The organism is Streptomyces sp. NPDC001852, assembly GCF_042891825.1.
Taxonomy (GTDB): Bacteria; Actinomycetota; Actinomycetes; order Streptomycetales; family Streptomycetaceae; genus Streptomyces.
Window position 1 is genome coordinate 83,711 of sequence record NZ_JBIATN010000028.1, and the last position, 13,166, is coordinate 96,876.

11 protein-coding genes are annotated in these 13,166 nt (G+C 71.1%); 6 read left to right on the forward strand and 5 right to left on the reverse strand.

Features of this window, described 5'->3' with window-relative positions; genetic code table 11:
* The first annotated feature begins 116 nt into the window (after nt 1-116).
* From gcvT to ACFYZB_RS35990, 4 genes are all read left to right on the forward strand, one after another.
* A complete protein-coding gene (gene gcvT, locus ACFYZB_RS35975) occupies nt 117-1,244 on the forward strand; it encodes a glycine cleavage system aminomethyltransferase GcvT (protein WP_388765675.1) in 1,128 nt (375 codons plus the stop codon).
* A 108-nt stretch (nt 1,245-1,352) separates the two neighbouring features.
* Nucleotides 1,353-1,730 (forward strand): glycine cleavage system protein GcvH, encoded by a 378-nt coding sequence (gcvH, locus tag ACFYZB_RS35980; RefSeq protein WP_351212700.1) that lies wholly within the window; start codon nt 1,353-1,355, stop codon nt 1,728-1,730.
* A gap of 14 nt (nt 1,731-1,744) precedes the next feature.
* Nucleotides 1,745-3,013 carry a serine hydroxymethyltransferase gene (glyA, locus tag ACFYZB_RS35985; RefSeq protein ID WP_388765679.1) on the forward strand — a complete coding sequence of 423 codons (1,269 nt, stop codon included), beginning with the start codon at nt 1,745-1,747 and terminating at the stop codon, nt 3,011-3,013.
* Nucleotides 3,014-3,106: 93 nt separating this feature from the next.
* A complete protein-coding gene (locus tag ACFYZB_RS35990; RefSeq protein ID WP_388765680.1) occupies nt 3,107-4,474 on the forward strand; it encodes an L-serine ammonia-lyase in 1,368 nt (455 codons plus the stop codon).
* A gap of 136 nt (nt 4,475-4,610) precedes the next feature.
* On the opposite strand, the gene ACFYZB_RS35995 is transcribed toward ACFYZB_RS35990, so the two are convergent.
* The 3 genes from ACFYZB_RS35995 to ACFYZB_RS36005 all read right to left on the reverse strand — a co-directional run bounded on the left by ACFYZB_RS35995 (nt 4,611) and on the right by ACFYZB_RS36005 (nt 9,772).
* Nucleotides 4,611-7,100, reverse strand: a complete 2,490-nt coding sequence (locus ACFYZB_RS35995) for an N-acetylmuramoyl-L-alanine amidase (protein ID WP_388765682.1) — start codon at nt 7,098-7,100, stop codon at nt 4,611-4,613.
* A gap of 296 nt (nt 7,101-7,396) precedes the next feature.
* The gene (locus tag ACFYZB_RS36000) at nt 7,397-8,986 is read right to left on the reverse strand and encodes a S8 family serine peptidase (RefSeq protein ID WP_388765683.1); all 1,590 of its coding nucleotides are present in this window, start codon (nt 8,984-8,986) and stop codon (nt 7,397-7,399) included.
* 300 nt (nt 8,987-9,286) lie between these two features.
* Complete coding sequence (locus ACFYZB_RS36005) at nt 9,287-9,772, reverse strand: hypothetical protein (RefSeq protein ID WP_388765685.1); 486 nt, start codon at nt 9,770-9,772, stop codon at nt 9,287-9,289.
* A 565-nt stretch (nt 9,773-10,337) separates the two neighbouring features.
* On the opposite strand from ACFYZB_RS36005, the gene ACFYZB_RS36010 reads away from it, so the two are divergent.
* The gene (locus tag ACFYZB_RS36010; RefSeq protein WP_388765687.1) at nt 10,338-11,375 is read left to right on the forward strand and encodes a phosphatidylinositol-specific phospholipase C domain-containing protein; all 1,038 of its coding nucleotides are present in this window, start codon (nt 10,338-10,340) and stop codon (nt 11,373-11,375) included.
* 95 nt (nt 11,376-11,470) lie between these two features.
* Nucleotides 11,471-12,025: a glycoside hydrolase family 25 protein gene (locus ACFYZB_RS36015; RefSeq protein WP_388765689.1), complete on the forward strand. Its 555-nt coding sequence runs from the start codon at nt 11,471-11,473 to the stop codon at nt 12,023-12,025.
* A 13-nt stretch (nt 12,026-12,038) separates the two neighbouring features.
* Here ACFYZB_RS36015 and ACFYZB_RS36020 read toward each other — a convergent pair whose 3' ends face one another.
* Nucleotides 12,039-12,701, reverse strand: coding sequence for an NADPH-dependent F420 reductase (locus tag ACFYZB_RS36020; RefSeq protein WP_388765691.1), 663 nt, complete (start codon nt 12,699-12,701; stop codon nt 12,039-12,041).
* Between the two features lie 205 nt (nt 12,702-12,906).
* Entirely contained in the window at nt 12,907-13,119 is a 213-nt protein-coding gene (locus tag ACFYZB_RS36025; RefSeq protein WP_351212835.1) for an EF-hand domain-containing protein, read from the reverse strand.
* Nucleotides 13,120-13,166: the final 47 nt, after the last annotated feature.

A 13,166-nucleotide genomic window follows, 5' to 3' on the forward strand; every position in this document is an offset into this window, starting at 1 on the left:
CACCCAAGGTGCAAGCCGTGATCGCCCCCGTGGCGGTCCCGGCGAACCTCTCAGGTTCCGATGACAGATGGGGAGGAACGTTCCTCGCCTGTCATTCCCTGGGAGACGACCGACCGATGAGCAGTACCGAACCCACTGAGCTGCGCCACACCGCACTGGATGCGCTGCATCGCTCGCTCGGTGCGACGATGACCGACTTCGCCGGCTGGGACATGCCGCTGCGCTACGGCTCCGAGCGCGACGAGCACCTCGCCGTGCGGACGAAGGCGGGTCTCTTCGACCTCTCCCACATGGGCGAGATCACCGTCACCGGCGCCGGGGCGGCCGCCTTCCTGAACTTCGCGCTGGTCGGCAACATCGCCTCCGTCGGCGTGGGCCGCGCCCGCTACACCATGATCTGCCAGGCCGACGGCGGCATCCTGGACGACCTGATCGTCTACCGGCTCGCCGAGACCGAGTACATGGTCGTCGCCAACGCCTCCAACGCCCAGGTGGTGCTGGACGCCCTCGCCGAGCGTTCCGCCGGCTTCGACGCCGAGGTCCGCGACGACCGGGACGCGTACGCGCTGATCGCCGTCCAGGGCCCCGAGTCCCCCGGCATCCTGAAGTCCCTCACCGACGCCGACCTCGACGGCCTGAAGTACTACGCCGGACTGCCCGGCACGGTCGCCGGCGTCCCGGCCCTGATCGCCCGCACCGGGTACACCGGCGAGGACGGCTTCGAGCTGTTCGTGAAGCCCGGGCACGCGGTCGAGCTGTGGCAGGCGCTGACCAAGGCCGGCGAGGGCGTCGGCCTGGTCCCGTGCGGCCTGTCCTGCCGGGACACCCTGCGCCTGGAGGCGGGCATGCCGCTGTACGGGCACGAGCTGACCACCTCCCTCACCCCCTTCGACGCCGGGCTCGGCCGGGTGGTGAAGTTCGAGAAGGAGGGCGACTTCGTCGGGCGCGAGGCGCTCGAGCAGGCCGCCGCCAAGGCTCAGGAGAACCCCCCGCGCGTCCTCGTCGGCCTGGTCGCCGAGGGCCGCCGGGTGCCGCGCGCCGGGTACGCCGTCGTCGCCGGCGGCGAGGTGATCGGCGAGGTGACCTCCGGCGCCCCCTCCCCCACCCTGGGCAAGCCGATCGCCATGGCCTACGTCGACGCGGCGCACGCGGCGCCGGGCACCGAGGGCGTCGGCGTGGACATCCGGGGCAGCCACGAGCCGTACGAGGTCGTGGCGCTGCCGTTCTACAAGCGCCAGAAGTAGACACTGGGCGCGGTCACCGTGTGACCCCGCGCACGTTTCCGCCGCTCACCAGCGGTCTCAGCAGTCCCCCTTCATCAGCACTCCCGCGCGTACAGGAGAATTCAGGCCATGAGCAACCCCCAGCAGCTGCGCTACAGCAAGGAGCACGAGTGGCTGTCGGCCGCCGAGGACGGCGTCTCGACGGTCGGTATCACCGAGTTCGCGGCCAACGCGCTCGGCGATGTCGTCTACGCCCAGCTCCCCGAGGTCGGCTCCACGGTGACCGCGGGCGAGACCTGCGGCGAGCTGGAGTCGACCAAGTCGGTCTCCGACCTGTACTCGCCGGTCACCGGTGAGGTCACCGAGATCAACGAGGACGTCGTCAACGACCCCTCGCTGGTGAACTCCGAGCCCTTCGAGGGCGGCTGGCTGTTCAAGGTGCGCGTCGCGGAGGAGCCGGCCGACCTGCTCTCCGCCGACGAGTACACCGCCCAGAACGCCGGCTGAGGAGTCGTAGCCGTATGACCGTCCTGAACACGTCCCTGCACGAGCTGGACCCGGAGATCGCCGCCGCGGTCGACGCCGAGCTGAACCGGCAGCAGTCCACGCTCGAGATGATCGCCTCCGAGAACTTCGCGCCGCTCGCGGTGATGGAGGCGCAGGGCTCCGTCCTCACCAACAAGTACGCCGAGGGCTACCCGGGCCGCCGCTACTACGGCGGCTGCGAGCACGTCGACGTCGCCGAGCAGATCGCCATCGACCGGGTCAAGGAGCTGTTCGGCGCCGAGTACGCCAACGTCCAGCCCCACTCCGGCGCCTCCGCCAACCAGGCGGCGCTGTTCGCCCTCGCCCAGCCCGGGGACACCATCCTCGGCCTGGACCTCGCGCACGGCGGCCACCTGACCCACGGCATGCGCCTGAACTTCTCCGGCAAGCAGTTCAACGTGGTCGCCTACCACGTGGACGCCGAGACCGGCCTGGTCGACATGGCCGAGGTCGAGCGGCTGGCCAAGGAGCACCGCCCGAAGGTGATCATCGCGGGCTGGTCGGCGTACCCGCGCGAGCTGGACTTCGCCGCCTTCCGCCGGATCGCCGACGAGGTCGAGGCGTATCTGTGGGTCGACATGGCGCACTTCGCGGGCCTGGTCGCGGCCGGTCTGCACGCGAACCCCGTGCCGTACGCCGACGTGGTCACCTCCACCACGCACAAGACGCTGGGCGGTCCGCGCGGCGGCATCATCCTCGCGCGCGGCAAGGACTTCGCGAAGAAGCTGAACTCCGCCGTCTTCCCGGGCTTCCAGGGCGGTCCCCTGGAGCACGTGATCGCGGCCAAGGCCGTCTCCTTCAAGGTCGCCGCCTCGGAGGAGTTCAAGGAGCGCCAGCGTCGTACCGTGGAGGGTGCGCGCATCCTCGCCGAGCGCCTGACGGCGGCGGACGCGCGTGAGGCCGGCGTGAACGTCCTGTCCGGCGGCACGGACGTGCACCTGATCCTCGTCGACCTGCGCGAGTCGGAGCTGGACGGGCAGCAGGCCGAGGACCGCCTTCACGAGGTCGGTATCACGGTCAACCGCAACGCGGTCCCGAACGACCCCCGCCCGCCGATGGTCACCTCGGGCCTGCGCATCGGTACGCCCGCCCTCGCCACCCGCGGCTTCACGGCCGAGGACTTCGCCGAGGTCGCGGACGTGATCGCCGAGGCGCTGAAGCCGTCCTACGACGCCGAGGCCCTGAAGGCGCGCGTGAAGGCGCTCGCCGACAGGCACCCGCTGTACCCGGGTCTGAACAAGTAGGCCCGGACAAGCAAGTCCCCGGTGGGGCACTCGGACAGGGTGCCCCACCATCCCCCCAGCTCTTTTGCGTTCCTGCTGTCTTGAGGAGTGACCGTGGCCATCTCGGTCTTCGACCTGTTCTCGATCGGCATCGGCCCGTCCAGCTCCCACACGGTCGGCCCGATGCGCGCGGCGCGGATGTTCGCCCGCCGCCTGCGCAACGAGGGCCTGCTGGCCTCCGTCGCCTCGGTGCGCTGCGAGCTCTACGGCTCGCTCGGCGCGACCGGGCACGGCCACGGCACCCCCAAGGCCGTCCTGCTCGGCCTGGAGGGCGCCTCGCCGCGCACGGTGGACGTGGAGACGGCGGACGAGCAGGTGGAGCGGATCAGGACGGCGAACCGCATCTCGCTCCTCGGCGAGCACGAGATCCCGTTCTCCTTCGACGACGACCTGATCCTGCACCGCCGCAAGACGCTGCCGTACCACGCCAACGGCATGACGATATGGGCGTACGACGCGGCGGGCGCGGAACTGCTCTCCAAGACCTACTACTCGGTCGGCGGCGGCTTCGTCGTGGACGAGGAGGCGGTCGGCGCGGACCGGATCAAGCTGGACGACACGGTCCTGAAGTACCCCTTCCGCACGGGCGACGAGCTGCTCCGCCTCACGGGGGAGACGGGCCTGTCGATCTCCTCGCTGATGCTGGAGAACGAGCGGGCCTGGCGCACGGAGGACGAGATCCGCGCGGGCCTGCTGGAGATCTGGCGGGTGATGCGCGAGTGCGTCCGGCGCGGCATGTCCCGCGAGGGCATCCTGCCCGGCGGCCTGAAGGTGCGCCGCCGCGCGGCCGTCTCCGCCCGCCAGCTGCGCGCCGAGGGCGACCCGCTGGCGCACGCGATGGAATGGATCACGCTCTACGCGATGGCGGTGAACGAGGAGAACGCGGCCGGCGGTCGCGTGGTGACCGCCCCCACGAACGGCGCGGCGGGCATCATTCCGGCCGTCCTGCACTACTACATCAACTTCGTCCCCGGCGCCGACGAGGACGGCGTGGTCCGCTTCCTGCTGGCCGCCGGCGCGATCGGCATGCTCTTCAAGGAGAACGCCTCCATCTCCGGCGCCGAGGTCGGCTGCCAGGGCGAGGTCGGCTCCGCCTGCTCCATGGCCGCGGGCGCGCTGGCCGAGGTCCTCGGCGGCTCCCCCGAGCAGGTGGAGAACGCGGCCGAGATCGGCATGGAGCACAACCTCGGCCTCACCTGCGACCCGGTCGGCGGCCTGGTCCAGATCCCGTGCATCGAACGCAACGGCATGGCCGCGGTCAAGGCGGTCACCGCGGCGAAGATGGCCATGCGCGGCGACGGCTCCCACAAGGTGTCCCTGGACAAGGTCATCAAGACCATGAAGGACACGGGCGCGGACATGTCCGTGAAGTACAAGGAGACGGCCCGGGGCGGGCTCGCGGTGAACATCATCGAGTGCTAGGGAAAAGGCCCTGACCAGCGGCGTTCTTATATTTCGGCGCTGTCGGGGCCTTTTCGGCCCACGCGGCGGGCGGACGCGCGTGCCCGCCGGTCCCGCCGGGGGTGCGACCCCCGGGCGGGACCGGCGGGACTGCTGGTCAGCCGATGGTCGCGATGCCGTCGGTGGTGATCGTGGGGCGCCCTGAGGTGCCGACCACGACGATCTTCAGGGTGTGCTTGGCGGAGCTGGACCAGGTCTTCGTCCAGATCGCCTGGCGGTAGAGGGTGGTGGAGGACTTCAGGTCCACCGTGCTGACCTTGGTGCCGTCGACGTAGATGTACGCCTGGCCCGAGGTGGAGGCCTGGGAGACGATCCAGGCCACCGAACGGCCGGTGAAGGTCCAGCTGATCGATGCCCCGGCGGAGGAGGAACTGTAGGAGTAGCCGCCGAGGTAGCTGGCGCCGCTCTTGTGGGTCCAGGTCCCGGTGCGGGTGGTGGAGGTCTCCTGGATGATCGACGGCGTCCGGGAGACGGAGGCGCCGAAGCCGTTGCCGGCCACGTCGTACGCCGTCAGCGCGAACAGGTCCGAGGCACCGGGCTTGGCGGTGGTGTTCCAGGAGCTCGTGGTCGGGCCGAAGGTGGCCGAGGACGGGGCCGTCGCCATGACCTTGGCCAGCGCCGCGTTGTCGGCTGCCGTCCAGGTCACCGTGACCGGGACCGCGGTGGAGCTCACCGTGCCGGTGCGCGTCTTCACGGCCGGAGCGGTCGGGAAGGTGGGCGCGGTGGTGTCGCCGACCAGGGTGGCCGAGCCGGACAGGGTGGTCGAGCCGCGGACGTGGGTGGCGCGGACCTGGACCGAGTGGCTGCCGGCCGTGACCGAGATCGCCGCGGAGCGGGCGGTGCCGGAGGTGTGCGCCACGGCCTTGCCGTCGACCAGCACGTCGAAGCCGGAGATCACGGCGGACGGTGTGGAGGTCGTCCAGCTCACCGTGGCCGCGCCCTTGGTGTAGTAGTTCGTGCCGGACTTGGCCGCTCCGCCGGACATTCCGGTGACGGTGACGGCGCCGACCGGGCCGGCCGCGTAGGAGCGGATCGTGCTCAGGGCGTTGTAGAGCTGGTTGCCGGGGCAGTCGGTGGCGAAGCCGTTGCGGTGCCCGGAGATCACGTTGAAGCTGTAGCTGTTGCCCAGCTTGAAGTTGTAGCTGTCGGAGGCGCCCTCGGGCAGGGAGTCGGTGCCGGTACCGGGGTTCACCCCGGTCATGCCGAACTTCCAGGCCGCGATGCGGGCGATGGAGGCCAGCATCGCCTGGCTCGGCGTGGCCCCGGGGAAGGTGCTGGCGGTGGAGTCGCCGCCGCTGAGGTCGGTGTACGTGCCGATGGCGGCCACGCCCATGCTGTTGGTGTTGAAGCCGTACGTCTGGGCGCCCACGACCGGCAGCGCCATCCCGCCGAAGCGGCCCTCGAAGATGGTGCCGCACTTGTCGACCAGGAAGTTGTAACCGAGGTCGCGCCAGCCCTGGTTGAGGTGCTCGGCGTAGATGCCCCGCACGATCGCCGGGGAGTCGGAGCAGGAGTAGTTGTTCGTGGTGTCCGTGTGGTGGACGAACATCACCTTCACCGCCGAGCCGTACGACGGGTAACCGGACTCCCGGGCGCACTCGTCCGCGCCCCAGCCGGCCCGGGTGACCACGGTCGGCGGCGCCACCGTCGAGGTGGTCGCGGCCGGCATCGGGTCCGGCGGGACCGGCGACGCGGACGCGGAGGGACTGGCCGAGGAGGCCGGGCAGGAGGGGTACGCCTGGTCCATGGTCGGCAGCTGACTCGGCCAGGCCGTCGGCGAGGCGCTCGGCGAGGTGGAGTCCGGGGCGGACCCGGAGGGCGATGTACCGGAGGTCGGCGCGGTGGAGGCGGAGTCCGTGGCCGTGGGGGTGGCCGGGTCCGTCGCCGTCGCCGTGTCGGTCGGGGTGGCGGTGTCGGTGGCCGTCGCCGTGTCGGTCGCGGTGGCCGGGTCCGTCGGCGTGGCCGTGTCGGTGGCCGTGGTGGTGTCGGTGGCGGTCGCGTCCATGGCGTAGCCGGCCGGGGCCATGCCGGAGGCCGTCGTGCCGCCTGCGCCGCTGCCGGCCCTGCCCGGGTCGATCAGGTCCACCCGCAGCCCGGCGGGCAGCGCGGCCGTGCGGTGCGCGCCGGCCGCACGGACCTGGATGCCGTTCGACGGCCCCGCCCACATCGGCGACATCCCGCCCCGCACCCCGGGACGGTTCAGCTCGGCGGGGTCGGGGATGTCGTCGGGCTGCTGCACCTTCAGCCAGGCCGTCCAGTGGCCGTCCGCGGCCGAGCGGGTGCGTACCTCCACCGTGCCGTGCAGCGGGGCATGGGCGCCGTTCCAGGTGACGCCGACCATGCTGAACGGGGCCGTGGACCGGGCCCCCAGCGTCTTGAGCGACGCGCTCGTCCCCGTCAGGGGCAGCGAGTGCACATGCGTCTTGACCGGTCCCGCCGCCGACGCCCCGGAACCGCCGCCCTGCCCGGCCGCCGCCACGGCTGCCACCGCCAGGCCGCCGCCCGCGACGACCGCTCCCAGCGCCACCCAGGCGCGCTTCTTCACTCCGGACGAGCGCGCTCGCCGGCCGCTGTATGCAGTTCTCATGCCCCACCCTGAGGAAACGTGGCATCGCGTGCCACACGTCGAACGTACGGGAGCCGCATGACCGGGCCCGGCCGGACCACGGCCGCCGAACCGTCACGCGGTCCCCGACAGATTCAGCGCACCACGCGTCACATTCGTTTCCCCGCGGTTCTCCCTTGCCCCCGGATCAGGAGGAGGCTCGCTCCCTGATCAGGGGCCTCGCTCCCAGATCGGGGGGAAGGCGCGGCACAGGCACACGGATCGGCACCCGCCCTCAGGGTGGGTGCCGATCCGTGTGCCTGTCGGAAGAGGGGGACCTACTGGGCCATGGAGGCGGCGTACGGCGACAGGGCCGGGGCGAGCTGCATTCCGGGGGCCAGTCCGAGGGCGACGAGGGCGTCCGGCAGGCCACGGCCGACCCGGGCCGCCTCCAGTGTGCCCGGGGCGGCCAGGGGACGGCAGCTGGTGGCGATGATCTCGAACAGGTGCTGCACTCTGCCCGGTCCGCGCGGCAGCAGCTGGCCGTGGAAGTCCTCGTGGTGAGCGAGGACGAGTGCGGCCAGCCCGGCGATGTGGGCCGAGGCCGTGACGGTGCCGTCGAGGGCCGTGTATCCGCCCCCCGGCGCGCACGACAGGACCGCCACACCGGGGGCGGCCGCGTCGACCCCGGGCCCGTGGCAGCTGAACGGCGCGGCGAACAGCCCCTCCGGACTCAACTGAGGCCCCACGTGGGTGGCTTGGGAGGTGTCCTGCGGGAACGAGCCGAAGACCCCGAGGGCGCCGACGGCGAACACGGTGGGCAGCGAGGCCGGGAAGGCGACCGGCCCGCCGGTGTCGCCCGCCGGGGCCACACAGGCGATGCCCGCGGCACCGGCGTCGGCGAGCTTGCGCGAGACCAGCGCCGAGGGGTACGGGGTCGCCACGGCGATATGGGCGATGTCGACCTCGCGCTCGATGCAGTGGTCCAGGGCGGCGATCAGGTCGCTGAAGTGTCCGTCGGGCATGACCTGGCAGACCTCGATCTCGGCGTCGACGGCGATGCCGACCATGCCCTTGCCGGTGTCCGCCCCGGCGATGACGCCCGCCGCGTGGGTGCCGCTGCCGAGCGTGTCGTGGGCCCAGCCCTCGTCCGTGCCGCGGACGACGTCGACTCCTGAGCGCACTCGTTGCCTCAGATCGGGGTGTTCGGCGCTGACGCCCGATCCGATGGCCGCGATCCTGACGCCGAAGGCGCGGAAGGTGGGGGGCAGCCGGTCCACCCGCATCGCCTGCTGGCCCCAGCCGTAACTCTGGCGCTGGTCCAGTTCCGGGTACACCTTGGCGAGTGGGGTGAGGGTGACGAGGTTCTCCTGGGTCGCCGACAGGTCGGGGCGATGGATCCAGCGGTCCGCGTATCCGCCCGCGGGCCGCACGTACAGGGACTGGACGGACTGTTCCGTCTCCGTCGCCAGCCTGATGACGGCGGTCCCGTCGGTGCCTGTGATGCCCTGGGCCGGCCAGGTCGCCCCGATCAGGAACACCCCTGCGCCGGCCAGCGGTTCGCCGTCCGGGCCGCAGACGCGCAGCGCGATCTCGACGGGTTCCTCCAGGGGCGTGACCAGCCCCGGGTCACGCAGCGGCAGCATCCCTGCCATGGGCGCGGACACGGGTCCGGTCCCGGTGAGCGGCAGATCCGGTTCGATGTGCACGTGCAGCGACCGCATCGCCGGCACCTGGGCCTCGGCCGCCTCGACGACCAGGACCTCCGGGCACGAGGGGTACAGCCCGGCGTCCTTCAGCTTCTCCGACGGCCGGAGCCGGCGGATCACCGTGACCTCGGGCATGCGCTCCAGTTGCTCGCACACCGCGTCCATGCCCAGTTCGGCCACCCCCGACGGCAGGAGATGCTGGGGCAGCGGCGTGACCATGTACCGGGATCGGCGCGACTGCACCGTGATCGGCGACGGCCCGCCCGCCCTGCGCGGTTGTGCTTCCTTGCCCTCGGGTCCCGGCCCACCGGCCCCCGAGCCCTCCGAGCCGCTCTCACGGTTGTTTCGGGGCTTGTTCCCGGGCCTTTCCTTGACCATTACGTCCACCTTCACCACGGCTGTGTCGTCCTCTTGCTCCTGATCCGGTGCCGGGCGGCTCGCGCTTCCACGGTGGTGGGGGGGGGGGGGGGGGCCCCCCCCCCCCCCCCCCCCCCCCCCCCCACCGCGCGCCGCCTCGCGTCAGCCGATGCCGAAGGGCTGACCCATCGGGCCGAAGCCGAAGCCGGGCTGCTGGTACTGCGGGAACTGCTGGCCGAACGACTGCTGGCCGTACCCGCCGCCCCACGGCTGCTGGCCCTGGATGCCCTGCTGGCCCTGCTGGCCCTGCTGGCTCTGCTGGCTCTGCTGGAGCAGCGTCACGATCGCCGTCGGCAGCGCCTGCTGCACGGACTGCTCCACCGCGCTGCGGACGCCCTGCTGGAGCGTGTGGTGCAGCGCGAGAGCGAGGTAGGGGTGCGCCTGGTGGGCCATGCCCTGCTGCTGCAGCTGCTGCTGGACCTGCTGGATCTGCTGCAGCGTCTGCTGCATGCGCTGCGCGATCTGCTGGCTCGCCTGCTGACACGCCTGCTGGATCGTCTGCTGGACGAGCTGCGCGAGCTGGCCCTGCTGGGCGCCGATCTGCTGGCCGAGCTGCTGCTGGGGCTGGATACCGGTCATCACCGACATGGATGCTCCGTTCGATGCCATGGGAACGCCGACATAAGGAATGATGTTGGCGTTATCGGAATAAAACCGACGTGTCGAAGCTAAATTGACGAGTCCCTGACCGCAATCGGAGAGCCACTCCCGGGGAGGAACCCCTCGATCGGATCCGGCCGCGGTGAGCTGCTCCGGCCAGGGCTCGTCGGCCGTCTCGACGTCACCGGCACCAGGTGCAGCCAGGCGGGGGTGCCGACGTCCCGTTCGGCCAGGTGGCGGCACTTCCCGGCCCGAGGGCCCGCCGATGAGGCGGGCGCGGGCCACGACGGCCGTCCATGTCCGTGCGGTCACGCCGGTCCGGTCCGGGATCGGCGCCCCGCGGGCCGGACTCGCCCCCGAGGACATGGCGTCGCCGGTCGGGGGCGGGGACCTCTTCGTCGGAGCCTCGCACGGCGTGACCGCCCGGCGCCGGACCCGATGACGGATCACACGACGGCCGGAAAGTGGCTGGTGTTCCTCCGGGGACTACCGCACAGTAACCGCCTGCTCCTACGCTGCCGCCAACTCGGTGACAGTGAAGGGGAGTTGAGGCATGGGCACAGTGAGACGGCTGGCGGCGTTCGCGGGGGCGGCGGCTCTGCTGGCGGTGGGTCCGGGCAACGCCCACGCGGCCGCGCCGAAGTTCTCCGAGACGACGGCGATCGGGACGCACAACGCGTACGACAAGTCCAAGTACACGTACTTCGCCCAGGCGTTGGACTCGGGTGCCTCGCTGCTGGAGATCGACATCTACGCGGACAGCTTGAGCAGGCGCTGGCGGGTGAGCCACAGCAACCCGTTCGGCGACGACAACAACTGCGAGGCCGCGAAGACCCCGAGCGAGCTGTACAGCAAGAACCGCAACCAGGACTTCGGCAGCTGCCTGGACAACATCGCGGCCTGGAACCAGCTCCACCCCGACCACCCGCCGATCGTCTTCAAGATAGAGATGAAGGTCGGCTTCAACAACAACGTCGGGCTCGGTCCCGACGAGTTCGACACCCTGATCGACCAGAAGCTCGGCAACAGCGTCTACAAGCCGTCCGACCTGCTGGGCGGCTCCTACGGCACGCTGGACGCGGCCGCCAGGGCCAACGCCTGGCCGTCCCGCGACTCCCTCAGGGGCAAGTTCGTCTTCGAGGTGATCCCCGGCACCGTGGAGATGAACAACCCCTTCGACCACTACTGGACGGACCAGGAGTACGGCGACCACCTGCGCGACCTGTACGCGGCCGGGAACATCGCACGGGCCGAGGCCTTCCCGGCGGTGCTGGGCGCGGCGAACGGCGACCCGCGCGCGACGCGCTGGACCTCCGACACCTCGATCCGCCCCTGGTTCGTGTTCTTCGACGGTGACGCGGCGACGTACGTCAACAACGGCTACGACACGTCGTTCTACGCCACGAACCACTACATCTCGATCATGACCGACGCCGCCGGCATCTCCCCCGCCATCTCCTCCACCGACCCCACGGACGCCGAAGTCGCCGCCCGGCTGGCCCTGCTGGCCAAGGACCACGCGAGCATCATCACCTCCGACTGGTCGGCGAAGTCGGCCGCGGTGCTCGGCTCGGTGACCGGCCGCGGCTGACGTTCATCCGTGCGGGACGGATCGGGCGTGCCTTCGTGGGGCATCACTCAACCAGCAACTCCTTTCCCCCACCGGCACTTCGAGGAGTCCCCCACATGCTCCGCGGCATCGACATCAGCGCGTACCAGTCGTCCTCGTACGACACGAGCGGCCTCTCCTTCGCCTTCATCAAGGCGACGGAGGGCCATTCGTACGTCAACCCCCGCTCCGGCGCCCAGGCGAAGACGGCCCGTGACGCCGGTCTGGTCGTGGGCTTCTACCACTTCCTGTGGCCCGGCGACCTCACCGCCCAGGCGGAGTACTTCGTGACGAAGGCTCCGTCGGTGGCGGGCGACATCCTCGCCGTCGACTGGGAGACCACCGGCGACGGCACCCGCGCGAGCAACGCGGAGAAGGACGCCTTCATCCGGAAGGTGAAGCAGCTAAGGCCGCACCACCGGGTCGTGCTCTACACGAACAGGGACTTCTGGCTGACCGTCGACACGACCTCCTACGCGGGCGACGGCCTCTGGATCGCCGACTACGTCACCGCGGGCAAGCCCCGCATCAAGGCGAAGTGGCTCTTCCACCAGTACACCAGCGAGCCCCACGACAAGGACGTGGCCAACTTCGCGAGCAAGGCGGCGCTGAAGGAGTGGGCCACGCCCTGACACCGGGGAGACGTCAGCCCCGGAACTCCGCCGGGCGTTCCGGGGAGGCTGCCGTGAGGGCCTTCTTCACTCCTTCCACGTCTGCGCGGAGGCCGTAGACGGGGGTGGCGGGCTGCTGGCGCCAGGAGTCGTCGAGGCCGCCCGCGTCGACCGTGTCGAAGCCGAGTTCGTCGATCAGGGCGCGGACCTTCGCCTTGGCCGCTTCGTCGTCGCCGGCGACCGGGAGGGCGATGCGCTCGGAGTCGCCCGCCGGGCGGGGGCGGTCCAGGATGTCCTGGGCGTAGGTGCCGTTGAAGGCCTTGATCACCGGGTGGCCCAGGTGCCGCTCGGTCCAGCGGCTCTCGGTCAGCCCCTCGTCCTCGATGGCCGCGATCCGGCCGTCGCGCTCGCGCGGGTAGTAGTTGCCGGTGTCGATCACGGCCACGCCCTCGGCGGCGCCGTCCAGCAGGCCGGAGGGCAGGTCCGGAACGGCCTTGAGGGGGACGGTGACGACCACGACCTCGGCGCCCTGGGCGGCCTCCTCGGCCCGCACGGCCCTCGCTCCGGTCTCCTCGGCCAGTTCCCCGAGCGTCTCCGGGCCGCGGGAGTTGGCCACGGAGACGTCGTGGCCGAGGGCGGTGAGCCGCCGGGTGAGGTTGCCGCCGATGTTGCCCGCGCCGATGATGCCGATCTTCATGACAGGCCTTCCGGATAGTGACCCATGTGATGCATGCACGTGCATCTTCCGTCGCCCGGCGTCAACCCCGGCGAGTCCGCTGCTATTCCGGTGGTACGGCGATCGGGTGACGGCGGGGCGGGCGGGCGCCGCGTGCGGAGCCGCCTCCCCGAGAGGCGAGAGCTCCGCACGGGCGATGCTTCCTTCCCCACCGGGAAGGAAGCGGTCACTTGTTCAGGTAGGCCCAGAACTCGTCGAAGGACAGGACCTTGTCGCCGTTGAGGTCCCGCTGCCTGATGATGGCCTCGGCGACCGTCTCCGTGACGTTCCAGTCACCCTCCTGAGCCAGGGCGGTCTTGAACTCGGCGGCGGTGATGAACCCGTCACCGTCCGCGTCGATCCGCTGGAACTGCTTGCGTGCTTCCTCGATGTCCGCCACCGATCCGCCCCTTTTGGTCGTGTTTCTCATGCCGTGCCGGCGTGCTG